Here is a 22,580-nt window from a genome sequence, read left to right as displayed (position 1 = left end):
AAATTACAACTGTTGATGCCACGACTATAGTTCCTGCTCCTAAAACAATGTAATGAGCAGCCGTGCGTCTCTTTTCGTTTGGTAATAAGCCGCAGTTCTATAGGTATTTATGTATACTGAATCTTTTAATAAGGAAACATTGCTCACGTTTAACTCATTAGGTTTAAAATAATCTGAGCTACTGGTATACCTATACTTTCTAAAATTGTGTAATTGAGGATTTTTTAACTTAAAAAGATTTTTAACATCTTTAACCGCTATATTCTCAATTGAATCTTTGTTTACCGTTTGAGCGGGTAATTTAGTTGAGATAAAAAATATCAATAACGTATTGAATAACAATTGTTTTCTCATAAATAAATATATAAAATATTTTGAAGCTGTGCTTGATAAGCATGTTTTTCAACCTAAAACTCTTTGTCAGTTAAAGGTGCTAAATAATGCGCTCACCATTGGATACTTTCCTATTTAAGTTGTGGTTCTGCACACCTTTGAAGTCTTCTTTATGAACAAACAAGCCAATTTAGTGTAAGAAAAAGCATTTTGCGTGATGGGAAATGTCCTTTGCGTGATAGGAAATGTCGATTGCGTGATAGGAAATGTCGATTGCGTGATAGGAAATGTCCTTTGCGTGATGGGAAATGTCCTTTGCATGATAGGAAATGTCCTTTGCGTGATAGGAAATGTCCTTCGCACGATAGGAAATGTCCTTTGCATGATAGGAAATGTCCTTCGCACGATAGGAAATGTCCTTTGCGTAACGGTAAAACCGAAAAATTAAAGGAATTACTTCGTATTAAATACGACCACATTAATCGAAAATGTAGTGAATAGGGTAGTGAGGGCAATAAAATAACAAAAGAGCTTGTAAATGCATAAAATATTTGAGTATTTAGCTTATATATGTATAACATAATATTTTTATAATAGCAATGAAAATACTTAGAATCGTGATCCTCCTTTTCGTATCATGTTTTGGTTTATCGTTCAATTCGATGGCTCAAACTAAACCCAACATTGTTATTATAGTTTCTGATGATCATGCTTATCAAGCTATAAGTGCCTACGGTAGCAAATTGATGCAAACGCCAAACATAGATCGCATTGCAAAAGAAGGAGCTCGTTTTGATAAAGCTTATGTAACCAATTCCATTTGTGGACCAAGCAGGGCAGTTATCCTGACAGGAAAATACAGCCATAAAAATGGCTTTAAAGATAATGAGAGTTCGGTATTTAATGGCGATCAAGATACATTTGTAAAGCAATTGCAGAAAGGTGGCTATCAAACCGCATGGATTGGTAAGTGGCATCTAGAAAGTAAACCTCAGGGATTTGACTTCTGGCAAATCTTACCCGCACAAGGGCAATATTATAATCCTGATTTTGATATGATGGATGGTTCTAAAAAACGTTTTGATGGGTACGTATCTAATGTAATTGAAGATGTGACCGAAGATTGGCTGGATAAAAGAGATACTGCTAAACCATTTTGCTTGGTGATAGGGCACAAGGCTACGCATCGCGTTTGGTTACCAGATACCACCGATCTAGGTAAATTTGATAATATTACTTTTCCTTTGCCTCATAATTTCTACGATACCTATACCACCAGAGCAGCAGCAAAAGTTCAGGACATGACCATTTCAAAGACGATGATTATGGGCTACGATTTAAAGATGTTTGGATCTGAAGAAAATGAAAGCAAAGATGGGAATTTTAAGAGAATGAATGCACAGCAAAGAGCTAAAGTAGATGCCTATTATAAACCGATAGAAGCTAAGTTCAATCAGCAAAAACTAACTGGCAATGCACTAACTGAATGGAAATTTCAGCGCTACATGCGAGATTATCTAAGTACGGCAACATCGTTGGATAGGAATATTGGCCGTACACTGGATTATTTGGATAAACATAATTTAACTAAAAACACCATTGTTATTTACCTTTCAGATCAAGGTTTTTACATGGGCGAGCACGGTTGGTTTGATAAACGCTGGATCTATGAAGAATCCTTCCGTACACCAATGGTGATGCGTTATCCAGGAGTGATTAAACCCGGTACGGTTTCTAATAATTTTGTAATGAACTTGGATATTGCCCCAACGATGTTAGATGCAGCAGGTGTAGCCATTCCAAAAGATGAACAAGGGCAATCCATGTTACCTTTATTTAAAAATAAGAATGTCAAAGGACGCGATGCGATCTATTATCACTATTATGAAAATGGCGAGCATTCCGTTTCCCCTCATTTTGGTGTACGAAACCAACGCTACAAATTGGTTCGTTTTTATAAAAGGGTAAATTCTTGGGAGTTGTACGACTTACAAAAGGATCCCAATGAAATGCATAATTTATATGAGCAAAAGGCATACAGTAAAATCATTGCCGAGATGAAAGTTGAATTAAATCAGTTGATTGATACATACGATGATCAGGATGCAAAAAAGATACTACTAGAAAAATAAAGGCAAAAAATGACTAAACAAAAAAGCCTTCGAATTTTTCGAAGGCTTTTTTAATCAAAAGACATTTATTTCATACTGTCATTAATTTTTTGAATCTTATCTAAGTGCGCTTTAACAATAGGGGCAGTTTTGCTAGCAAATGCTCTAAGTTCAGCATCCTTGCCATCTTTTGCTTCTTTTTCCATTAGGTCTAAGGTCTTTTTGTGACCATCTACCATAGCATTAACATATTCCTTGTCAAAGTCACGACCAGTTAGTTTATTTAAATCGTTCATTTTCTTTGTATGTTCTTCATCTAATGAAGTAGGAAGCGCAATATTTTTTGAAGTTGCAATAGTTTTCAACTCTTCATTTGCTTTACCGTGGTCATTTACCATCATCTCAGCAAATGCTTTAACCTCAGCATTAGTTGACTTACTTAAAGCGATCTTTCCGAACTCAACTTCCGCCATTCCGCCTACAGCAGCTTTTCCAGCAAACTCTGTATCATCTTGATCTACAGCCATAGCTCCGGTAGTATCACTATGCATCGTAGTGTCCATAGCTAAACTATCAGCATCATTCGAATTTTTTGAATTTGAATTGCAGCTTTGAAAAGTGAAAGCCATTAGGGCGATTACACTTAAATAACCTAATTTTTTCATAGTAAAATAATTTTAATTGATTAAAGTAAATTGATATAAGACTTGAACAATATAAAAAGCAATATGTTTCAGGTTAACAAAAATTAAGCTATGGACTTTTTCTTATCGTACATTTTTAATTGCTTTTTTAAAATTTCACGGGCCATATGAATTCTGGTTTTTACTGTCCCAATTGGAATGTCAAGTTTATCAGCAATTTCGTGATACTTATGGCCTTCAAAATGAAGTATAAATGGTAAAGAATATTCTTTTGGTAGCTTATTTAAACTTATATGTACATCATTAATGATAAACCTACCTTCAGCGAGATTTTTTGAAGAACTTTCTAGAAGCTTTACCGATGATAAATCCACAGATTTAAGGACTACAGCATTTGATCTGACTTCCTTTCTGTAATCATTAATGAATGTGTTTTTCATAATTGTAAACAGCCAAGCCTTCAAATTAGTCCCTTCCTTAAAATTTTCAAAGTAACGTATTGCTTTTAAAATGGTGTCTTGGTAAAGATCATCTGCATCATTTAGATCTTTTGTAAACCTAAAAGCAAATGCTTTCAGTGGACGAGTGTGTTCATTTAGTATTACATCGAAATCGGATACTTGCATAATAGCTGGTTTTATATTATCAATTAGACAATATGATAACAATTAGAACATAGCTACGTTTGGTGTATTTATACTGGTTCTTTAGGCTATTTATACTGTTTCTTTGTGCGTGTTTATATTGTGTTCAATTAAATTATGTTAATTTCTTAGGGAGAAATACGTATTCTATACCGATTTATACGGTATTTACTTATTAGCAAAAACTTTTAGTGTCAATTTATATTTAATACTTAGGCGGTAAAGTAAGATTTTCTTAAAGTCCTTAGATCAATAGAAGTATTATTCATTAAATAATGTCAAAAAATAAAACAATGGTAAATAAAGACGAAATTTCGTTCCTTAGAAGGCATTTAGGTGCTAATAAAGAGGATATTATTAAAGCAGTATCTGCAGTAGGTAATAATCTCGAAAAAATTCAAGTGTATTTATTACAGCAAAAAATGGTGTGTCATACAAAATACGATGGCCTAAAATACGGAACAAGAGAGCTACGTTAAAACTCGCTAATTGACATATCTTTAAAGCTCGCTAACTGACATATCTACAACGTTTGGAAAGTTGCACACTTTAATGGCTACTTAAATTATAATGGATTACCTAAATCCAATAAAAAATAAGTTACCTATATCTTATCTCGATATAAGGAAGAATAGATAGCGCATTATTAAATATTCATAATCGCTAAAAACCAATATGCTATATAACTTGTTAAATTAACATTGGATACTATTATTTAGAACATATTTCGAGTACTAATTACAATTGGCATAGCATACCTGAGTAATTGAAAACTCATAATATAATCCTACGGCACAATTGTAATGTCCAAAAGCAATAGCCAATTTACGTCATGAAAATAATAAGGGTAACTTATGTTGAATTATAAACAACAAATTGAAAAGATAATCTCAAATCATGAGCGTCAATCCTTAACAGAAAACAAGTTAGTTACTCTATTAGTAGAATTACAAAATGCCCAATCGGAATTGGAAATGCAGAATGATGAATTAATTATATCTGCAAAAAGACTCGAAACTGAAAGAGCAGAGTTTGCCGACTTATTTAATTCAGTTCCTGTTGGCTATTTTATTGTAGATCACCTAGGCACAATAACTAAAGCAAATCAAATTGGTGTTAAATTACTTTCATTAAAAAAGGATGCGTTGATTAATCAAAAATTTCAGCGTTTTATAGCTCCTGATGATTTTGAAAAATTTTATTCCTTTTTGCATAAAATGCAGCCTAATGAGGCTAAACAGTCGGCAGAGGTTAAAGTGCAACTTTTTAATGGAGAACAAATTTACACAAAAATGGAAGGTATTGCCGTTCATAATTCGTTTTCCAATGTATTAGCTTATTATATTACCGTTACCGATATTACTGCAAGTAAATTAGCCCAACAAAAACTCCAAGTAACTACTGAACGTTTAGAGATGTCCTTAATGGCTTCTGGTACTGGAACATGGTCTATTGACTTGATAGAAAATAGAGTATTTCTTGATGAATTTAGCTTAAAACTATTAGAGCTCCGTTCATGGGAATTTGATGGTAGCGTAAAAAAGTTTCTGGAGCTAATACACCCAGAAGATCGACTCTTTGTAAAGCGACAATTGCTAAATGATATTAGCCAAGAAGAAAAAATTGATTTAGAATTTAGAGTACTCATCAAAGGGCAAATTAAATATGTGGCTACAAAAGGTCATCGTATCCAAACGGAATTAGGTAAACAATTATCAATCGGGATATTGTTAGATATGACCGAACAAAAGAAAATTGTTCAAGCTAAGCAAGATATTCACAATGAGAAACAAAAACTAATCTTATCTACTACGTTTAAGGCACAAGAGAATGAAAGACAAAAAATAAGTAGCATATTACACGATAGTATTTGTCAGCTTTTATATGGGATAAGACTTCATCTCCCATCTAAGAAATTAAACGAAGATGTTAAGGTCGAATTTCAGATGGTACACCAATTGTTAGATCAAGCAATTAAAGAAACTAGAGAACTTTCTTACGAGCTTACTCCCTCTGTACTCCGTGACTTTGGTTTTATAGAAGGTATTCGTGAAATGGCGCAGCGTTTAAGCTCTAAAAACTTTCAGGTTATTATCAAATTAAATGAGGAGGCTAATCTTCTATCAGCCGATTTGCAGCTATCAGTATTCAGAATAATACAAGAATTAATCAATAACTCTATAAAACATGCAAAAACGAACAAGGCAGAAATTTCTGTTGGTATAGAAAATGATATGGTAACCATCTGGGTGTGTGATAATGGTGCTGGTTTTAAGGAAGATTTGGAAACTTTAATGACTCGAGGATCTGGTTTAAGAGGAATTAGAAGTAGAGTTTCACTTTTAGATGGACATATGGAAGTTACATCATCTAAAGAAGGAACAAAAGTTAAAATAAGCTTTAAAAATCAATAAGTGTTTATGGTTACTACAAATAAGAGATTATGTTAAATATACTACTAGCCGAAGACCATAACATTGTTCGCAATGGAATTAAAATGCTGCTTGAAGCTGATAAGGAAATTAATGTTATTGGTGAAGCATTTGATGGAAAGCAAGCTTTGGAAAAAGTTAAATCTGGTTTAAAAATCGATATTGTGTTAACAGATATTAATATGCCAGAAATGGACGGTATAACATTAATAAAAGAAATAAAACAAATTAATCCTACTATTCATGTTGTAGTGCTATCCATGCATGATCATGAAAAATATATATATCAAGCATTTGCAGAAGGGGCTATGGGATATATTCTAAAAAATGTAAACGCTGATGAACTTGTGTTTTCATTAAAATTTATTGCAAATGGTGGTAAATATCTTTGTTCAGAGCTCACCATGAAAATTGTAGAAAAGATGCTTGATTCTAAGCTGCAAAAGTCAGATAACAATCTGCCAGCCATAGATTTTACACTTCGAGAAATTGAAATTCTTCATCTTATTGCCGAAGGATACACAAACAATGAAATGTCTGAGAAGCTCTTTCTAAGCAAAAGAACAATTGAAGGACATAGACAAAGTTTAATTGATAAAACAAATTCTAAAAATACTGCAGCACTAATTAGATTCGCTGTTCATAATCGCTTGATAAAGTAAGCCGAATTACCTATTTGATGCATTTATTTTCAGTACAAATACTTAATACAGAAATTGGATCGATAAAACTTTTAATTGTAATTTAAAGACCTAAAAAAACAATGGTTGGTGCTACCACTATAGCAGTTCCCCAAATCAATACATGATGACCAGCTGTCCTTCTTTTCCGTGTTCTTAAAAAGGTAGTATGTCGATAATGGCTTACATAAGTGGAATCTTTTAAAAATTGAGGCAAGCTTACAGTAGAATTTGGTTTAAAAAGATCTGAATTTTTACTGATGCTTCCATTCCTAAATTTTTTAAAATCATCGGCACTTAGTTTAAATTTTCGTGCATCAGTACGTACTGCTTTCCGTAGTGAATCGGCGTGTGTTTTTTGTGCTGCCAAATGAGTTGAAGCTAGAATTATAAGTAGTAAGCTCATTAACAATAATCTTCTCATATTTTAAATATAAATAAATCTTTTAAAATTCGATGAACCAAAAACAGGTATAAATTGTAAATTTGAAACCAAATAGATATTACATGAATTACTGGCTAGTCAAATCAGAACCTTTTAAATACAGTTGGGAAAAATTTAATAAAGATGGTCGTACCTTTTGGGATGGCGTTAGAAATTACCAAGCTCGTAATAATCTCAGAGAGATGAAAGAAGGCGATTTAGTTCTTTTTTATCATAGCAATGACGGAAAAAATGTGGTAGGAATTGCAAAAGTGGTAAAGGAATTTTATCAAGACCCAACAACTAGCGATCCAAATTGGGTGGTGGTAGATTTGGCTCCGGTTCAATCTTTAGCTAAACCAGTTTCATTAGAGCAAATAAAAGCCGAAGAAAGCTTAAAAGACATTTCTTTAGTCAGACAAGGGAGATTATCAGTAATGCCCTTGAAAGCAACAGAATTCGATAAAATATTAGAAATGGGAAGTTAATCAGGTAGATTGGCTTTACTTTTTGAGGTCATTAATCCAATACTCATTACTAAACTAGAACCTAAAACAATCATAAATAAATACGCAGTACCAATTTCTGATAATTTCAGGCTATCTGGTAAATTGTAATATAATAGAATGCTAACTAACCCACGAGGGGATACAAAACCTTCTGGGAGTAAGTGCTCTTTCTTAAAAAAGTACAAATAAGCAAAACGTATGAGGTAAATGCTGCATAAAATTAAAAAGCCATTTATTAAAATATCTTGATTGTTTAGCTCATAAATGTTCATCGTAAAACCAAAGATTACGAAAAAGAATGTACGAATAATAAAAGCACTCTCTGCCGAGAGTTGATGTAACTGTGCTAAATCATTAGCTAAATTTTTATAAATAAAAGTGGTTTTAAACCAAGCATTTTTAATTGTATCGGCATTGTTTAAAAATAAACCAAAAGCCAAAATTAAAATTAAGGAAGATAGGTGATAAGATTGACCAATGGCATACACCATAATCAAAATAGAAATTATTAAAAAGAACTTAATATGGTGAGAAATTTTACCCATAACATAGAGTAAAAACAAGCAGGAAAATACAGAGCATACAAATATGAGAATCGTTTCTAATCCTAAACTGGCAAAAGAACCTACAGAAATATGCTGATTGGAAACAACAAAATTAAATAAAATTATTCCCAAGATATCTGAGAAAGAACTCTCGTAAATAATAAATTCTTTGGTCTTTTTGTGAAGAGAGGCTACTGAAGGAATAGCAATTGCGGAGCTAATTACACTGAAGGGTATAGCATTGGCAAAACACAGGTATAAATCTTGCCTTGTGATTTGATAAATAATAAAAGTTATAATTGAAACAGTTAGAAGTAGAATCAATGATGCAGATAAAAAAGCACTCTTAATAACTTTATTCTTCGCACTATCATACTTAAGATCTAGTGAACCCTCAAATACAATTAAAATTAAGCCTACTGTACCTAAAGTGGGTAATATGCGCAAGAAGTTAAAGGTTTGTAAACCCAAATTATCAACTAATACGCGTAGACCAATACCTAATAGCAACAATAATAAAACAGAAGGTAATTTAGTTTTATTAGCAACTAGATCAAATAAATAGGAGAATATAACTAATCCACTTAAAATTATTAAAGTAGTATAAGTAGTCATATTTCATTTTTAATCCTTAAAAAATAAAGCTTTTAATTCGCTTGCATCATTTGGTGACATTTTTCCGCCTAAAATTAAACGTAATTGTCTACGACGTAAAGCACCATTATACAATTCAATTTCTTCTTCTGTTTCTGGTTTTAGTTCAGGTACAGGAATAGTTCTTCCACTCTGATCAACCGCTACAAAAGTGTAGTAAGCTTCATTAGATTTTGCCCTTGTTCCAGAGGGAATATTCTCTGCCCAAACATCTAAACGAACTTCCACAGATGTGTTAAAAGAACGAGTAACTTTAGCCTCAATGGTTATTACATCACCTAATTTAATAGCATGTTTAAACGAAACATTATCAACAGATGCAGTTACCACAATTCTATTGCAGTGCTTTTGTGCAGAAATTGCAGCAGCAATATCCATCCAATGCAATAAGCGTCCACCCATTAAATTGTTTAAGGTATTGGTATCGTTTGGCAACACCAATTCATTCATAATAGTGTGGGAATTTTTTGGACTTTTAGCTTTTGTACTCATAATTGGGGCGAAAATACAGAAAATTGATAGCTGTTTGTACATTTATTACAATTCTTTCAACATTAACTAAAGTAATATTCAGTGTATGCTAAGAAACCATCGATAGGTGTACGAAAGAAATTATAGAAACCAAATTTAGCAGAAAGCCTAATTTTCAGTGATTAATGCAAAACATAAATCTTATTTTACGGTTATAGATGCTAAATATCTTTTATATGCAAAATCAAACCCTCATTCAATATTTTCACTGGTATTATAATGAACAAAATAATTTATGGACTAAAGCGAAAAATGAAGCAGCCAATTTAACAGAAATGGGTTTTACTGCAGTATGGTTTCCACCAGCATATAAAGGTAGTAATGGTGGATATTCAATTGGCTACGATAGCTATGATTTATATGATCTTGGAGAGTTTGATCAGAAGAATAGCGTACACACAAAATATGGAAGCAAAGATGAATATATGGAAGCGATTAATGCTTTACATGAACATAAAATTAATGTTTTAGCTGATGTAGTTTTTAATCATAAAGCAGGTGGAGATGAGCTGGAAAAAATAGAAGTTAGAAAAGTCAATCCAGATAATAGAAATGAATTTATTTCTGAGGTAATGGAAATAGAAGCATGGACGAAATTCACTTTTCCAGGCAGGCAAGGAAAATACTCGGAATTTATTTGGGATCGTCATTGCTTTAGCGGTGTAGATTGGGCACAAGATTTAAATGAAACAGCAATTTTCGCAATTCAAAATGAGTATGGCGAGGGATGGGAAAAAGTACCATCAAATGAATTGGGTAATTACGATTATTTAATGTTTGATGATATAGAGTTCAGAAATCCAGCGGTAAAGGAAGAATTAAAACGATGGGGGAAATGGTATTATGAAACTTGTAAAATGGATGGTTTCAGGCTAGATGCCGTAAAACATATTTCTCCAGAATTTGTGATAGAATGGATAGATGAATTGAAAAAAGATTGCAATAGAGATTTCCTTATCATTTCAGAAAACTGGAATATTGTTGATGTAGGAGAATTAGAAGAGTACATAGAAGTTACTGGTGGAAGAACACAATTGTTTGATTCATTATTGCATCATAATTTTTATTTAGCCTCAACAGGAGGGAAGGATTACGATTTGGATAAAATTTTTGATAATACATTAGTTCAAAGAAATCCACTATTGGCAATTACCTTTGTAGACAATCACGATTCGCAACCTTTGCAAGCACTAGAATCATTTATAGATTTCTGGTTTCGTCCATTAGCTTATGCTTTAATTTTACTACGCGAACAAGGTATTCCTTGTGTGTTTTTTACTGATGTATACGGTGCAAATTATGAAGATGATGGTAAAACTGTTGAATTGGTAGCCTTGCCTGAATTACCTGAACTCTTAAAAACTAGACAATATTTGGCGTATGGTGAACAACACGATTATTTGGATCATAACAACTGTATTGGTTGGACTAGAAGCGGGGATGAAGAACATCCAAATTCTGGTATTGCTGTGCTAATGAGCAATGGAGAAGAGGGTTTTAAAGCAATGGAAATAGGAAAATCATTTAGCGGAAAGACTTTTATTGATGTTTTAGCAAAACGAAAAGAAGAAGTTTTAATAGACGAGAATGGTTTTGGAGAATTCTTTTGTAATGCTGGGAGTGTGAGTGTTTGGGTTTTGAAAATTTAGTTCATTTGTTAAATAGCTAACTAGTTCATTTGATTGGACGGCTGATAATAAAGATTTTTCGCATTTTGCCACTACTAAACTAATGACACCAATGGACTATTTTTTAATAGAGTTGATGTTGCTGAACCCTATTAATTCGTCCCATCGTCCACCAGGTTTGCGGTAATACACTAATACTTGGTAGCTATTATCAGTTTCATAAAATGAACCTTCAAAAACGGTATCATCAAATTTTCTTTCTTCGGTGACCCAAACATATTTAAAATCGTATAAACCTTGTTTCAATTTAACATTCCCGTAAAAACGTTTTTTAGTTAAATCGTAGTTTAATTTACTTTCATCATTCAAAATATAATTATTAAATCTACCAACAACATAGGCATTGCCTTTTGCAGTAGGAGCTGCTGCATTTAATGTAAAAAGAACGTTCGCATAATCACTATCGGTAATATTATCTCTACCATCCTGATTACGAATAAAGAAATTTCCATTTTCATCAAACTGAGTACTGTATTTCGCAATTCCATTAGGCTGGTCGGGGAATAAAATCACGTTTAATGTACTATCCTTATAAAAATCTTGTACATGCTCAGCTTTGTAGCGGAAACTTCTAATGTCAAACTTTCGAAATTCATTCCCAGCCCAAAACTCATTGGTGTTTAATTCATTATAAACTAAAGAGCCTTGCTTTACAAAAGTTGGTTTAGTGTTAGTAATTGCAGTTTGAGGGATGCCATTTTGCATCACAACGGCCTTTACATCCATATATGGGTTTTGTATTGGCATCGGATGAAATATCGTGAAGTTCACTTTTTGTTTATTTAATCGATATTCAACCTGGCTGCTTGGCACAACTTCTGCACCCACAGTTGCTAAATTATCTACAATGTAAAAGCGTTGCGTAATAATAACTTTTTTAGGATCATTATTTTCATAAACCTTTAATAAATAATTGCCTGATAGTTTAGGCTTAATCTGCTCGTTTGGAAGTTTAAGTTCGTAATGAGTAAATTTCTGTAACGTATTAAAAGAATAGCGGTACTTAAAAATAATATCCTCTTTAAAGGTTTCTAAATAATCTAGCTGATTAATTTTAGAAGGTTTCCAGTCAAAAGTACAATGCTCAATGGTGTAGTTATAGTTTTTGCTGCCGCCTTTTAAATCATCAAATGTAAAAGTGATAGTTTCGGCACTACGTAAGGTGATAATTGGAAAAGATTGCTCCTTTTTAGTGTTATAACATTCTACCGTTTTAATAGTAGGCTGATATACTTTATTATCATACACAACAATTGGATTTTGTGCTGATGAATTTAAATTGAATAAGAATAATGCCAGCGAAAAAAACAAAAATAGTGGTATAATCCTTTTCATGAAAAATTTAATAGACTAGTTTATTAAAATGGTCGTCATTGCGAGGCAAGAAGCAATCTTACAACGTAAATAATTCTTTAAGATTGCTTCGTGCCTCGCAACGACGAGAAACTTTTATGCCTCCAATTCCATAATTTCAGATGCTAATTCTTCCCATGTTTTTTGGGCATGATCTAACAAAGTTTTTTCTGCCAAATACTTTTTATTAGTTTCATCTAATTTACGTTGATTAGAAAACACTTCTTCTTTTGCTAATTCTGCTTCAACGGCTTTAATACTCAATTCAAAAGCTGCAATCTCCTCCTCAATTCTCTTCAATTTCTCGTTCAACTTTTTTAATTGTTGTTGTGCATTTGCAGGGGCAGGTTCAACTGCTTTTGGTTTCTTTTCTTCTGTAGGTCTAACAGGAATTGGTTTTGGCGTAGGAATTACCCTTTTGCTATTCCATTCTTCATATTCTGCGTATGTTCCAGGATATTCTTTGATTTTTTCCTCTTCAATAAACCAAATTTTATTAGCCACATTATCTAAGAAATACCTATCGTGAGATACAGCGATAAAAGTACCCTCGTATTGTTGTAAAGCCTGAATTAAGATGTTTACCGACTGGATATCCAAGTGATTGGTTGGCTCATCCAAAATCAAGAAATTCGAATCAGTAGTTAATGATTTCGCTAAAGCAACCCTCGATTTTTCTCCCCCAGATAATACTTTAATTTTCTTGAAAACATCATCGCCTGTAAACAAGAAACAACCTAAAATAGAACGTAATTCTGTATCGGTATGTTTAGGTGCAAATGCTTGTAATTCTTCTAAAATGGTATTGTCAAGATGCAAAGATTCTAACTGATGTTGAGCAAAGAAAGTGGTCGTCACATTATGGCCAGTTTCGCAAGAACCTTGAAATTTCTCAGTTCCAGCAATCATTCGTAATAATGTAGATTTACCTTTACCGTTGGCACCAATTAAGGCAATTTTATCACCTTTTTCAATCAATGCTTCTGCATCATCTAAAATATCAATGTTCGGATAACTTTTAGTGGCGTGTTCAATTTTAACGACATGCCTACCAGAAGGTTTAGAGAATTTAAAACTGAAGTTTACTGTCGGATTATCATCATCAACATCTTCTACACGTTCCATTTTATCTAACGCTTTCATTCGCGATTGCGCCATTTTAGCCTTACTCGCTTTAGCTTTAAAACGTTCAATTAAACGCTCTTCTTGTTTAATTTTAGCTTGCTGATTTTTAAATTCACCTTTCTGAATTTCACCACGTAAGGCTTTTTCTTCTAAATAGAAAGAGTAATTTCCTGCATAAACAGTTAACTTTCCTTTACGAGACTCAACTGTTTTACGTACAATTTTATCTAAGAAATATCTATCGTGAGATACAATAACAATTGCACCTTCAAAGCTACCTAAATACGTTTCTAACCATTTAATAGATGGTAAATCCATGTGGTTGGTAGGCTCATCCAGTAATAAAATATCAGGAGTTTGTAATAGAATTTTGGCCAACATTACACGCATCCTCCATCCACCCGAAAACGTATTTAATGGACGATGTTGATCTTCGGTACTAAAACCTAAACCAGCTAAAATTTCGTTAGCACGATATTCAATATTATAACCATCTAAGGCCTCAAACTCTTGTTGCTTGTCGCTTAATTTGTATAAAATTTCTTCGCTGTAATCGGTTTCAATCTTTTTTAATAATTCTTCAATCTCATCATGCAATTGATTTTGACGCTCAAAAGCTTCCATTGCCACATGCAAAATGGTATGATGTGAATCGTACGATAATAAATCTTGGTTCAGATAACCAATTTTTAGATCTTTCGCCATTGATATGCTGCCAGAAGATGGTGCATATTCTCCCACAATTATTTTAAGTAAAGTAGACTTTCCAGTACCATTTGCACCGATTAGTCCAACTCTATCGCCTGGTTTTATGTGCCAGTTCGCTTCGTCGTATAAGGCTCTTGAGCCAATTAAGAAGGTTAAGTCGTTTATAGAAATCATTTCGGGTGCAAAAATACGATTTTTTAAGGGCGTTTTCAAGTATAAGTTTTTGAAAATGAAGGGCAGTAAACTACGACGAAATCAGTCCTACTTTCCGCTTTACTTCTTGCTAGATACTCGCGATAGCTATCGGGACAAGTTTAAAGAACAAAATACTTTGCTATATTAATATGTAAGATGGAAACAGTAAGATGGAAACAGTAAGATGAAATACAGATTTGAACATTTCCATTTGCCATCTTCAATTTAAATTTGCATTTCTAAATTTTGTTTATAGCTTTGTACTGTAATAAAAATAATTACAGAATGAACAACGGAAGATTTGCCATCGCTTTGCATATTTTAACGCTATTAGATAAAGCTAATGGAGAGTTATTATCTTCAGAGTACTTAGCTGGTAGTATCAATATTAATCCAGCAATGGTGCGTAAAGAGTTAACCAATTTACGTAATAATGGTTTTGTTCAAAGTAAAGAGGGAAAAAATGGAGGGTCATCCTTAGCAATTTCTGCTAACGAAATTACACTTGGCGCAATTTATCAAAGTGTAAAACAGATTTCACTTTTAGGAACTCAAAAAAATACACCAAATCCAAAATGTCCGGTTGGAAAAAATATTAATGAACATTTAAACAATTTATATAACGATACAGAATTGATCTTAATTGAGCAATTGAACAAACAAAGTTTAGCAGATTTTAGCAATAAATTCAATTAACTTTTTTTTGACGTAAACTGTAATAAAATTAATTACAATTAAAAATTAAATAATATGAAGATAGCATTAGTAGGCGCCACAGGATTTGTAGGCAAAGCCATTTTAAACGAACTATTAACTAGAGGCAACGAAGTAATTGCCATTGCTCGTAATGTTGACAAAATTGAAGACAATGAAAAAATAATTAAAAAAGCCATAGATGTTTTTGAAACAGAAAAATTAACTGAAGCGCTAAAAGGGGCGGATGCTGTAATAAGTGCTTACAATGGTGGTTGGACAAACCCAAATATTTATGATGATATTATTAATGGATCTACCTCTATTCAGGAAGCTGTAAAAGCATCAGGGGTAAAGAGATATATTTACATTGGTGGTGCTGGTACATTACAAATTGAAGGTAACCAATTAGTTGATGGCCCTGAATTTCCAAAAGAATATTATTCTGGCGCATCTGCAGTGAGAAATTATTTCAATACGTTAAAACAAGAAACTGAATTTGATTGGGTATTTTTTAGTCCTGCAATAGAAATGCACCAAGGGATAACTACAGGTCGAACAGGTAAATATCGTTTAGGTAAAACTAGTCCTGTATTTAATGAAGAAGGTCGCTCGATTTTATCAGTGGAAGATTTAGCCATTGTAATTGCAGATGAATTAGAAAATAATACACATCACCAGGAGCAATTTACAGCTGCATATTAACTAATAAGAAACAAATATTTCTTAAGCCGAAACATTTAATGTTTCGGCTTTTTTTTGTCACGAATTCTAAAATATGAAAATGCTTCTTATCTTCGTGACATGTATCGCCTCATTAAACCTCTATTTTTTAAGTTCGATCCTGAGAACGTACATCACTTTGTGGTAAAACGCTTAAAATGGTTTCATGATTATTTTCCATTCGGGAAAACAATTTTACGAAGCAGCTATGATGTTCATATAAAAGGTTTAGAACGAGAAGTTTTTGGTATTAGATTTAAAAATCCGGTAGGTTTAGCTGCAGGATTTGATAAAAATGGCGAATATGTCGAGTCATTAAGCAATTTAGGCTTTGGATTTATAGAAGTTGGAACGGTAACACCTTTGCCTCAGCCAGGTAACGATAAACCACGAATGTTTAGGTTACAAGGTGATGAAGCTATTATAAACCGAATGGGTTTTAATAATAAAGGTGTTGATGTAATGGCTGAACGTTTACGCTTGCTCAAAGAAAAAGAACCTCAAATTGTTGTTGGCGGGAATATTGGCAAAAACAAAAATACCCCAAATGAAGATGCCGTAAGCGATTATATCAAATGTTTTGATCGTTTGTTTGATGTTGTAGATTATTTTGTGGTAAATGTAAGCTCACCAAATACACCTGGATTAAGGGCTTTACAGGAAAAAGAACCGCTAAAGGAATTGTTAAATACCTTACAGCAACGCAATTTAAAAAACGATATTTCTAGACCAATTTTATTGAAGATTGCACCAGATTTAACGAATGAGCAATTAGACGATATTGTAGAAATTGTAAAAGAAACTGGCATTGCTGGTGTAATTGCAACAAACACAACCATAGACAGAAACGGGTTATATACAGAAGAAAAAGTGAAAAGTGAAATGGGAGGTTTAAGTGGAAAACCTTTAACCCAACGATCAACAGAAGTTATTCGGTATTTAGCCGAGAAATCAGGAAAATCTTTTCCAATTATTGGTGTTGGCGGTATACATTCTGCGCAAGATGCGAAAGATAAAATGGATGCTGGAGCCTCTTTAGTGCAATTATATACTGGTTTTATTTATGAAGGCCCAGGGTTAATTAAGCGAATTTGTAAAGAATTGGTTTAATTACATAGATTTCTCTAGTGCCGCCTTTACTCTAAACTTAGTTATTTTAGCAATAAGATTTAACGGCATTGGTTTATTTAAAGGAAATTGTACAGATCCTTTTGCACCTTTGTAAATTGATAACTCATCTTTAAAAGCTTCAATGCCTTGAGGAGCAGGGTATAAACCAATATGATTTTTATAGCCTGCAAAGTGGATTAAATTGCCATTCAAATAAAAAGTAGGCATCCCATAACTTATTTTCTCTTTTGCCTGCGGAGCTACATTTTTTATAGTTTCTCTAATTTGTCTTAAATGTTCTTGCACCTCATTCGGGAAGCCATTAATATATTCATCAATGGTAGTTATTTTTGTTTCCATGTTTAAAAATTATAACATTTTACTCATATACATATACCAATTCCATTCCCAATTCAATCCTTTATCCATAGAGCAAGCTTGACTCCAAATTGGATTATCTTTGTCTCTAACATCCCAACGAAATACCATGATAATTTCTTTTCCTTCATGAACATCTTTCGTGAAGAAATGCCCAATGTTATTTTCAAAAAAACCTGAAACAGGAGGGTCTAGTACTCCAGTGTTTGAATCAGACCAATAAATACTCCACAATCTTGTTTTCGGATTGAATAATCGAAGGCTCATGCCTTCAAATGGTTCACCATCAAATTCTGCTAAAAAATTATCGATGTTTCCAAGGCCATTTAAAATGGGATACATTTCTTGAGTAGAATTAAATTCGATCCACGTTGTACAATTTGTAAACCTTGATTGTAGTTTTTTATTATGAAGATTCCATTTTCCTATAAAGAAATCAAAATCTTTTTCAGATGAAGTTTCTGAAGGTTTAATAATTAAATCACCATCTGGCGTAAAATTTAATTTTGGAAGAGGAATTTCTGTATTCTCGTTCATTTTTAAAATTAACGAAAAAAATCTAACACTGTATACTAGAGCTTTACAGTGCTAGATTAAAATTTATTTAGCTTTTGTATAGAGTAATCCTTAAACTTCAGGCTCTAAATAACCTTTTAATGCGGTGTGTACAAAGTAAGTCCAACCACCATTGAAACTTGTTTTTTCAAATTCGGCACCTAGACCAGCAAAAGTTTCTAAGCCAGTATGTGTTATTCTTAATAAAGTTTGGTTCCCTTTATCAAATAATTCCCAAGTCACAAATGAATTTCCTGGATAATTATCATATCGCCAGCTGTATGTTATTTTCTTACCGTCCACAACTTCGGTCACTTCACACAGATGAAGGTATTGTTTTCCATCTTCTGGACCGCCAAGAAAATCAAACTTAAAACCAACTTTAGGTTTAAAATCTTTTAATTGAAAATACCAGTTTCTCATTTCATCAACATTAGTGATTGCGCTCCAAACTTTATCAATAGGAGCATTGTATGTTCTTTCAACGACAACATTTTCTGATTTCATAGTATTATTTTTTAGGTTCTACTTTAGTTTTATTAGCTGATAAATAAATTTCGAGCGCATCTAATTTATTATTCCAGAACGAACTATATTGTTCTATCCACTTAGAAATTTCCTTTAGTTTTTGAAATTTGACTTCGCAAAATCGTTCTCTTCCTTCTTTTTTAATGGAGATTAAACCGCATTCTGTTAAGATTTTGATATGCTGAGAAATAGCAGGTCTACTCATGTCAAAATTTTCTGCAATTGCATTTAAGTTTAACGATTGAAAAGCAATTAGGTTTATAATTTCTCTTCTAGTTGGATCAGCGATTGCCTGAAATACATCTCTTCTCATATTTATTACGTAAGCGTTTGCTTACAAATTTATAAGTAAGTATTTGCTTACGCAAATTTAATTTGAATTGTTTTAAAGGTATAAGAGAGGAGGGAAATGCCAAAATATGGCGCACAAAAAAGCATCCCAAAAATAATCTGAGATGCTTTTTAATACTTTAAAGAAAGAAATTGACTACGCTTTAGCTTCTAATTGAGCTAATACAGCATTGTTTTTAGCCAACTGATCTGTTTTAGATTGTTTAGAACGGCTTCCTAATTCTATATTAGTAGCTAATTTCAACGTGTTAACTTCTTGACGAGAAACTGTTTTATTATATCTGTCTTTTCTTTTTAATCTTGTTACTGCCATGATAATGAGCTTTATTTTCTTTAATTAATATAAAATCTGAGGTCGAGAGCGGATTCGAACCGCTGTACAAGGTTTTGCAGACCTCTGCCTAGCCACTCGGCCACTCGACCTTTTAAATTCAAGGTTGCAAAAATAACAATTATATGTTAGGATGCAAAGCACAATGCTTAAAATTTCAATTTATTTATTGCCTCTACTTAATTCACTACAAAATATCGCAGCAGAAACAGCTACGTTTAATGATTCAGCTTCGCCAATACGCGGAATAGTAACTGGAATAGTAATTTTTTCAAGCAGTTCTTCACTAATTCCGTGTCCTTCGTTTCCTAATAAAATTAATCCCTCTTTGCCCCAATCAGTTCTATAGATGTTATTTCCGTTTAATAATGCTCCGAAAATAGGAAGTTTTACTTCTTCAAAAAATGAGTGAAGGTTCGTATAAATAATGTTTACACGGCATAAAGAGCCCATGGTAGATTGAACGGTTTTAGGATTATATGCCTCGACAGTGTTTTCAGAACAAATTATATTTTTTATTCCAAACCAATCTGCAGTACGAATAATTGTCCCGAAATTTCCAGGATCTTGTACATCATCCAATACTAAAGAAAAAGAGTTATGCAAACTTTTAATAGCTAATTTCTGTTTAACAGGAATATGTACCAACGCTAAAATTCCTTGAGGAGTTTGTAAAGTACTAATCTTCTCTAATTCGACGTTGTTTACTTCAAATAACTTTATATTTGCGGTGTTTTTCGGTAAGGATGAGGAGTGCGTGGGAGTGTAATATATACTATGTAGCTGGTAGTTAGAGTTTATGAATTCTGTAATAGATTTTATACCTTCAATAATAAATATTCCACTTTCTTTGCGGTACTTTTTTTGATGTAGAGATTTTATATAACTGATTTGAGATTTTGAAAGCATACAAGTATAACTATAAGCAGCAGGTACAAATTCTTACAATATTACTATTTATTCTTGTTTTTATCGCAGGATGTTCTTCAACAAAATACATTGAAGGTTACCAATCTATTGTTAAAAAAGTGAAAATAGATAGTATTGATAAAACCTTTGAAGAAGAAGCTTATAATTATGTACAAAAAGACATCAGACCTCCAGAAGGATTAGGGATTAACGTTGCGATATACAATCTTTTTAATACAAAAAACGGCAGATACAAAACCAGCAATATCAAGCCATTAGGTTCTCCACCACCAATTTTAGATAGTAATCTAGTTGAAATTTCTCGTGTTCAGATAGAAAAATACTTAAAAAGTAAAGGTTTTTTTATGGCCAAGGTGAAATCTGAAATCGAAGTAAAAGACAAGAAGGCTAAATTAAGATTTGTTGCCAACCAAGGACCTGCATTTTTTGTGAATAAAATAAGTTATGCAATTCCTGATACTACATTAAAAAACATTTATTTAACTAACAAAGCATCTTTTACTCATTTGAGAGAGGGAATGCAATACGATGAAGATTCGTTGAGTTATGAACGTGAGCAAATTTATCAAGTAATGCGTCAAAATGGGTATTACGATTTTGTAAGACCCTACGTTAGATATGAACCAAATTCTAACCAAAATAACAGTAGAGTAAGTGTAAAATTGATTATTGATAATCCGATAGATAGCAGTTTAAAACATAAAGTATATACCATTGGTGAAACAAATATTATCGTTGCCGAAAATTCAGAGGGTTTTAATGATTTAGACAAACTATCAGATTCTTTAAAGAATAAAAGGACTTTTAGAGGCATTCGTTATATAGATCTTTCGAAAAAATTTAGAAGAAATCCTATCACCCGTTATGATTTTATTAGAGAAGGCGAATTATATGACATTAGAAAAGAGACGTTAACCTATGATCGACTTTATGAGTTAAATGTATTTAAGAATGTTAAAATAGACTACACTAAAGCGAAAGATAGTAGTAACAAAGTTGAACCTGTGATTTTGCTTATCCTTCAAAAGCCGATGAGCAATCGTATTGAAGGTGAAGTCCCTTTTAATAGCGGTACAGTTGGATTTACATTAAGTAATACCTATACAAATAATAACCTTTTAAAAGGAGCTGAAAAGTTTCAATTTCAAGTTAAGGGTGGATTACAATCCAGAATTGGCAAGGGCCAGTCGATATTTAGAGATATTTATCAGCGAGATTTTTCTGTTAGTGCCAGCTTAACCGTACCAAGATTAATGGTGCCGTTTGCCATCCCGTTGATGGGAAAAAATGGAATGCCGTATACTACATTTTCATCGAGTTATTTATATGCATTACAGAAAGATATTACTGTCCGTAGAATATTTATTAACTCTATTAGTTACGACTGGGTAGAAACAAAATCTAAATTGCACTCTCTTACACCCCTTAATTTCGAATATCGTTTTGGCAATGTTTTAATAGATACTCTTGATAAAAGCGATATAGATAAGTACAATAACAATAAAGAAATCTTTGAAAAAAACTCTTATAACATTAAACTTCTTGGTCGTAAAGACTTTACACTTGGAGTAAAATATGCCTATTCTTTAAATGCGGATAAACTATTAGAAAATAGATCTTTTATTTATTTTAGAGGTAATATAGATCTTGCTGGTAACCTTTTACAATTAGCAACTAGTATTTCAGGCAATAAACACGATCCAAGAAATGGCGATTATTCAACAATATTTGGATTGCCATTTAACCAATATGTTAGGCCTGAAGTAGATATACGTTGGTATAAAAGACTCGGTGGAGATAGACAATTTATTGCCCGAATAAATGGTGGTGTTGGTTATGCGTATGGAAATTCTGTTGCTGTTCCTTTTGAGAAATTATTTTATGCTGGTGGTTCTAGTGGTGTAAGGGCTTGGCAGGCCAGAACTTTAGGGCCAGGTAATTATAATAGAGATGTAATTACGAGCGCTGATGCCAGAAACTCATCTTATGGGATTGACCAGTTAGGACAAATGCGCATAGAAAGTAATTTGGAGTATAGATACATGCTCATTAACAAGTTATTTGGTGGAAAATTAAAAGGTGCCACTTTCGTGGATATGGGAAATGTTTGGAATATCTCACCCGGCAATCCTCAACCTGAAACCTACTTTAAACTTAAAGAATTAGGTAAACAAATTGCTATTGGTGCAGGTATGGGTTTTAGGTTTGATGTACAATTTTTTGTGTTCAGATTTGATTTAGGGCTGAAAATAAAAGACCCTCAATTTAAAGGTTCTGAACAATGGGTAATTAGTAAATTTTTAAATGGTGCGAGTGATTTTAAAAACAACTATTACCTTACTCACAACCCAGATCGTTATCGCTTCATGCAATATAATTTCGGAATTGGAATGCCATTCTAAGGA

Annotated in this window: 24 protein-coding genes and 1 tRNA gene; 10 read left to right on the top strand and 15 right to left on the bottom strand. The window is 32.8% G+C overall.

The window, feature by feature from the left end; translation table 11 throughout:
- Positions 1 to 39 precede the first annotated feature (39 nt).
- Complete coding sequence (locus ACHMWN_RS16360; protein WP_397303284.1) at positions 40 to 354, bottom strand: hypothetical protein; 315 nt, start codon at positions 352 to 354, stop codon at positions 40 to 42.
- Between the two features lie 578 nt (positions 355 to 932).
- Here ACHMWN_RS16360 and ACHMWN_RS16355 point away from each other — a divergent pair.
- Positions 933 to 2,465, top strand: coding sequence for a sulfatase (locus ACHMWN_RS16355; RefSeq protein ID WP_397303281.1), 1,533 nt, complete (start codon positions 933 to 935; stop codon positions 2,463 to 2,465).
- 65 nt (positions 2,466 to 2,530) lie between these two features.
- On the opposite strand, the gene ACHMWN_RS16350 is transcribed toward ACHMWN_RS16355, so the two are convergent.
- Both ACHMWN_RS16350 and ACHMWN_RS16345 read right to left on the bottom strand, forming a co-directional pair.
- Positions 2,531 to 3,109, bottom strand: a complete 579-nt coding sequence (locus ACHMWN_RS16350; RefSeq protein WP_397303278.1) for a DUF4142 domain-containing protein — start codon at positions 3,107 to 3,109, stop codon at positions 2,531 to 2,533.
- Positions 3,110 to 3,192: 83 nt separating this feature from the next.
- Positions 3,193 to 3,714 carry an RNA polymerase sigma factor gene (locus tag ACHMWN_RS16345; protein WP_397303275.1) on the bottom strand — a complete coding sequence of 174 codons (522 nt, stop codon included), beginning with the start codon at positions 3,712 to 3,714 and terminating at the stop codon, positions 3,193 to 3,195.
- Between the two features lie 293 nt (positions 3,715 to 4,007).
- Here ACHMWN_RS16345 and ACHMWN_RS16340 point away from each other — a divergent pair, with 293 nt between their 5' ends.
- From ACHMWN_RS16340 to ACHMWN_RS16330, 3 genes are all read left to right on the top strand, one after another.
- Positions 4,008 to 4,211 (top strand): DUF3606 domain-containing protein, encoded by a 204-nt coding sequence (locus ACHMWN_RS16340; RefSeq protein ID WP_397303273.1) that lies wholly within the window; start codon positions 4,008 to 4,010, stop codon positions 4,209 to 4,211.
- Between the two features lie 375 nt (positions 4,212 to 4,586).
- Complete coding sequence (locus ACHMWN_RS16335; RefSeq protein ID WP_397303271.1) at positions 4,587 to 6,146, top strand: PAS domain S-box protein; 1,560 nt, start codon at positions 4,587 to 4,589, stop codon at positions 6,144 to 6,146.
- 29 nt (positions 6,147 to 6,175) lie between these two features.
- A complete protein-coding gene (locus tag ACHMWN_RS16330; protein ID WP_397303268.1) occupies positions 6,176 to 6,826 on the top strand; it encodes a response regulator in 651 nt (216 codons plus the stop codon).
- An 82-nt stretch (positions 6,827 to 6,908) separates the two neighbouring features.
- On the opposite strand, the gene ACHMWN_RS16325 is transcribed toward ACHMWN_RS16330, so the two are convergent.
- Positions 6,909 to 7,268: a hypothetical protein gene (locus ACHMWN_RS16325; protein WP_397303267.1), complete on the bottom strand. Its 360-nt coding sequence runs from the start codon at positions 7,266 to 7,268 to the stop codon at positions 6,909 to 6,911.
- Positions 7,269 to 7,351: 83 nt separating this feature from the next.
- On the opposite strand from ACHMWN_RS16325, the gene ACHMWN_RS16320 reads away from it, so the two are divergent.
- The gene (locus ACHMWN_RS16320; protein ID WP_397303265.1) at positions 7,352 to 7,756 is read left to right on the top strand and encodes an EVE domain-containing protein; all 405 of its coding nucleotides are present in this window, start codon (positions 7,352 to 7,354) and stop codon (positions 7,754 to 7,756) included.
- Here ACHMWN_RS16320 and ACHMWN_RS16315 read toward each other — a convergent pair.
- Positions 7,753 to 8,937 (bottom strand): cation:proton antiporter, encoded by a 1,185-nt coding sequence (locus ACHMWN_RS16315; RefSeq protein WP_397303263.1) that lies wholly within the window; start codon positions 8,935 to 8,937, stop codon positions 7,753 to 7,755. The two genes, ACHMWN_RS16320 and ACHMWN_RS16315, sit on opposite strands and share 4 nt — an antisense overlap.
- Before the next feature lie 9 nt (positions 8,938 to 8,946).
- Complete coding sequence (locus tag ACHMWN_RS16310) at positions 8,947 to 9,468, bottom strand: acyl-CoA thioesterase (RefSeq protein ID WP_397303261.1); 522 nt, start codon at positions 9,466 to 9,468, stop codon at positions 8,947 to 8,949.
- Positions 9,469 to 9,683: 215 nt separating this feature from the next.
- Between ACHMWN_RS16310 and ACHMWN_RS16305 the strand changes: the two genes are divergently transcribed.
- Positions 9,684 to 11,156 carry an alpha-amylase gene (locus ACHMWN_RS16305; RefSeq protein WP_397303259.1) on the top strand — a complete coding sequence of 491 codons (1,473 nt, stop codon included), beginning with the start codon at positions 9,684 to 9,686 and terminating at the stop codon, positions 11,154 to 11,156.
- Between the two features lie 96 nt (positions 11,157 to 11,252).
- Here the strand turns inward: ACHMWN_RS16305 and ACHMWN_RS16300 are convergent, their stop codons facing one another.
- The gene (locus ACHMWN_RS16300; protein WP_397303256.1) at positions 11,253 to 12,530 is read right to left on the bottom strand and encodes a DUF5103 domain-containing protein; all 1,278 of its coding nucleotides are present in this window, start codon (positions 12,528 to 12,530) and stop codon (positions 11,253 to 11,255) included.
- Positions 12,531 to 12,644: 114 nt separating this feature from the next.
- Positions 12,645 to 14,555 (bottom strand): ABC-F family ATP-binding cassette domain-containing protein, encoded by a 1,911-nt coding sequence (locus tag ACHMWN_RS16295; RefSeq protein ID WP_397303612.1) that lies wholly within the window; start codon positions 14,553 to 14,555, stop codon positions 12,645 to 12,647.
- A 306-nt stretch (positions 14,556 to 14,861) separates the two neighbouring features.
- Here ACHMWN_RS16295 and ACHMWN_RS16290 point away from each other — a divergent pair, with 306 nt between their 5' ends.
- The 3 genes from ACHMWN_RS16290 to ACHMWN_RS16280 all read left to right on the top strand — a co-directional run bounded on the left by ACHMWN_RS16290 (position 14,862) and on the right by ACHMWN_RS16280 (position 17,102).
- Entirely contained in the window at positions 14,862 to 15,272 is a 411-nt protein-coding gene (locus ACHMWN_RS16290; RefSeq protein ID WP_397303255.1) for an Rrf2 family transcriptional regulator, read from the top strand.
- Positions 15,273 to 15,326: 54 nt separating this feature from the next.
- Entirely contained in the window at positions 15,327 to 15,974 is a 648-nt protein-coding gene (locus tag ACHMWN_RS16285; RefSeq protein WP_397303252.1) for an NAD(P)-dependent oxidoreductase, read from the top strand.
- A 99-nt stretch (positions 15,975 to 16,073) separates the two neighbouring features.
- Entirely contained in the window at positions 16,074 to 17,102 is a 1,029-nt protein-coding gene (locus tag ACHMWN_RS16280) for a quinone-dependent dihydroorotate dehydrogenase (protein ID WP_397303609.1), read from the top strand.
- Here the strand turns inward: ACHMWN_RS16280 and ACHMWN_RS16275 are convergent, their stop codons facing one another.
- The 7 genes from ACHMWN_RS16275 to ACHMWN_RS16245 form a co-directional block, all read right to left on the bottom strand.
- Positions 17,103 to 17,462 (bottom strand): iron chaperone, encoded by a 360-nt coding sequence (locus ACHMWN_RS16275; protein WP_397303250.1) that lies wholly within the window; start codon positions 17,460 to 17,462, stop codon positions 17,103 to 17,105.
- Between the two features lie 9 nt (positions 17,463 to 17,471).
- On the bottom strand, positions 17,472 to 18,017 hold the full coding sequence (locus tag ACHMWN_RS16270; RefSeq protein WP_397303248.1) for a hypothetical protein: 546 nt from the start codon (positions 18,015 to 18,017) through the stop codon (positions 17,472 to 17,474).
- A 90-nt stretch (positions 18,018 to 18,107) separates the two neighbouring features.
- Entirely contained in the window at positions 18,108 to 18,542 is a 435-nt protein-coding gene (locus tag ACHMWN_RS16265) for an SRPBCC domain-containing protein (RefSeq protein WP_397303246.1), read from the bottom strand.
- A 4-nt stretch (positions 18,543 to 18,546) separates the two neighbouring features.
- Positions 18,547 to 18,876, bottom strand: a complete 330-nt coding sequence (locus ACHMWN_RS16260) for an ArsR/SmtB family transcription factor (protein ID WP_397303243.1) — start codon at positions 18,874 to 18,876, stop codon at positions 18,547 to 18,549.
- 174 nt (positions 18,877 to 19,050) lie between these two features.
- Positions 19,051 to 19,227, bottom strand: coding sequence for a spore protein (locus tag ACHMWN_RS16255; protein WP_372818139.1), 177 nt, complete (start codon positions 19,225 to 19,227; stop codon positions 19,051 to 19,053).
- 39 nt (positions 19,228 to 19,266) lie between these two features.
- Positions 19,267 to 19,337 (bottom strand) — tRNA-Cys (locus tag ACHMWN_RS16250).
- A 70-nt stretch (positions 19,338 to 19,407) separates the two neighbouring features.
- Positions 19,408 to 20,154: a TrmH family RNA methyltransferase gene (locus tag ACHMWN_RS16245; protein ID WP_397303240.1), complete on the bottom strand. Its 747-nt coding sequence runs from the start codon at positions 20,152 to 20,154 to the stop codon at positions 19,408 to 19,410.
- Here ACHMWN_RS16245 and ACHMWN_RS16240 point away from each other — a divergent pair.
- The gene (locus ACHMWN_RS16240) at positions 20,145 to 22,577 is read left to right on the top strand and encodes a BamA/TamA family outer membrane protein (RefSeq protein WP_397303239.1); all 2,433 of its coding nucleotides are present in this window, start codon (positions 20,145 to 20,147) and stop codon (positions 22,575 to 22,577) included. The two genes, ACHMWN_RS16245 and ACHMWN_RS16240, sit on opposite strands and share 10 nt — an antisense overlap.
- Positions 22,578 to 22,580 lie beyond the last annotated feature (3 nt).

The organism is Pedobacter sp. UC225_61 (genome assembly GCF_044452285.1).
Classification (GTDB): domain Bacteria; phylum Bacteroidota; class Bacteroidia; order Sphingobacteriales; family Sphingobacteriaceae; genus Pedobacter.
Note: the sequence above shows the minus strand (reverse complement) of the source record. Positions and strands in the feature narration are given on the sequence as shown.

What these genes read in the sequence shown, in the direction of transcription:
- ACHMWN_RS16360 (WP_397303284.1), bottom strand. Translation starts at nt 354, where the DNA reads ATGAGAAAACAATTGTTATTCAATACGTTATTGATATTTTTTATCTCA.
- ACHMWN_RS16355 (WP_397303281.1), top strand. Translation starts at nt 933, where the DNA reads ATGAAAATACTTAGAATCGTGATCCTCCTTTTCGTATCATGTTTTGGT.
- ACHMWN_RS16350 (WP_397303278.1), bottom strand. Translation starts at nt 3,109, where the DNA reads ATGAAAAAATTAGGTTATTTAAGTGTAATCGCCCTAATGGCTTTCACT.
- ACHMWN_RS16345 (WP_397303275.1), bottom strand. Translation starts at nt 3,714, where the DNA reads ATGCAAGTATCCGATTTCGATGTAATACTAAATGAACACACTCGTCCA.
- ACHMWN_RS16340 (WP_397303273.1), top strand. Translation starts at nt 4,008, where the DNA reads ATGTCAAAAAATAAAACAATGGTAAATAAAGACGAAATTTCGTTCCTT.
- ACHMWN_RS16335 (WP_397303271.1), top strand. Translation starts at nt 4,587, where the DNA reads ATGTTGAATTATAAACAACAAATTGAAAAGATAATCTCAAATCATGAG.
- ACHMWN_RS16330 (WP_397303268.1), top strand. Translation starts at nt 6,176, where the DNA reads ATGTTAAATATACTACTAGCCGAAGACCATAACATTGTTCGCAATGGA.
- ACHMWN_RS16325 (WP_397303267.1), bottom strand. Translation starts at nt 7,268, where the DNA reads ATGAGAAGATTATTGTTAATGAGCTTACTACTTATAATTCTAGCTTCA.
- ACHMWN_RS16320 (WP_397303265.1), top strand. Translation starts at nt 7,352, where the DNA reads ATGAATTACTGGCTAGTCAAATCAGAACCTTTTAAATACAGTTGGGAA.
- ACHMWN_RS16315 (WP_397303263.1), bottom strand. Translation starts at nt 8,937, where the DNA reads ATGACTACTTATACTACTTTAATAATTTTAAGTGGATTAGTTATATTC.
- ACHMWN_RS16310 (WP_397303261.1), bottom strand. Translation starts at nt 9,468, where the DNA reads ATGAGTACAAAAGCTAAAAGTCCAAAAAATTCCCACACTATTATGAAT.
- ACHMWN_RS16305 (WP_397303259.1), top strand. Translation starts at nt 9,684, where the DNA reads ATGCAAAATCAAACCCTCATTCAATATTTTCACTGGTATTATAATGAA.
- ACHMWN_RS16300 (WP_397303256.1), bottom strand. Translation starts at nt 12,530, where the DNA reads ATGAAAAGGATTATACCACTATTTTTGTTTTTTTCGCTGGCATTATTC.
- ACHMWN_RS16295 (WP_397303612.1), bottom strand. Translation starts at nt 14,555, where the DNA reads ATGATTTCTATAAACGACTTAACCTTCTTAATTGGCTCAAGAGCCTTA.
- ACHMWN_RS16290 (WP_397303255.1), top strand. Translation starts at nt 14,862, where the DNA reads ATGAACAACGGAAGATTTGCCATCGCTTTGCATATTTTAACGCTATTA.
- ACHMWN_RS16285 (WP_397303252.1), top strand. Translation starts at nt 15,327, where the DNA reads ATGAAGATAGCATTAGTAGGCGCCACAGGATTTGTAGGCAAAGCCATT.
- ACHMWN_RS16280 (WP_397303609.1), top strand. Translation starts at nt 16,074, where the DNA reads ATGTATCGCCTCATTAAACCTCTATTTTTTAAGTTCGATCCTGAGAAC.
- ACHMWN_RS16275 (WP_397303250.1), bottom strand. Translation starts at nt 17,462, where the DNA reads ATGGAAACAAAAATAACTACCATTGATGAATATATTAATGGCTTCCCG.
- ACHMWN_RS16270 (WP_397303248.1), bottom strand. Translation starts at nt 18,017, where the DNA reads ATGAACGAGAATACAGAAATTCCTCTTCCAAAATTAAATTTTACGCCA.
- ACHMWN_RS16265 (WP_397303246.1), bottom strand. Translation starts at nt 18,542, where the DNA reads ATGAAATCAGAAAATGTTGTCGTTGAAAGAACATACAATGCTCCTATT.
- ACHMWN_RS16260 (WP_397303243.1), bottom strand. Translation starts at nt 18,876, where the DNA reads ATGAGAAGAGATGTATTTCAGGCAATCGCTGATCCAACTAGAAGAGAA.
- ACHMWN_RS16255 (WP_372818139.1), bottom strand. Translation starts at nt 19,227, where the DNA reads ATGGCAGTAACAAGATTAAAAAGAAAAGACAGATATAATAAAACAGTT.
- ACHMWN_RS16245 (WP_397303240.1), bottom strand. Translation starts at nt 20,154, where the DNA reads ATGCTTTCAAAATCTCAAATCAGTTATATAAAATCTCTACATCAAAAA.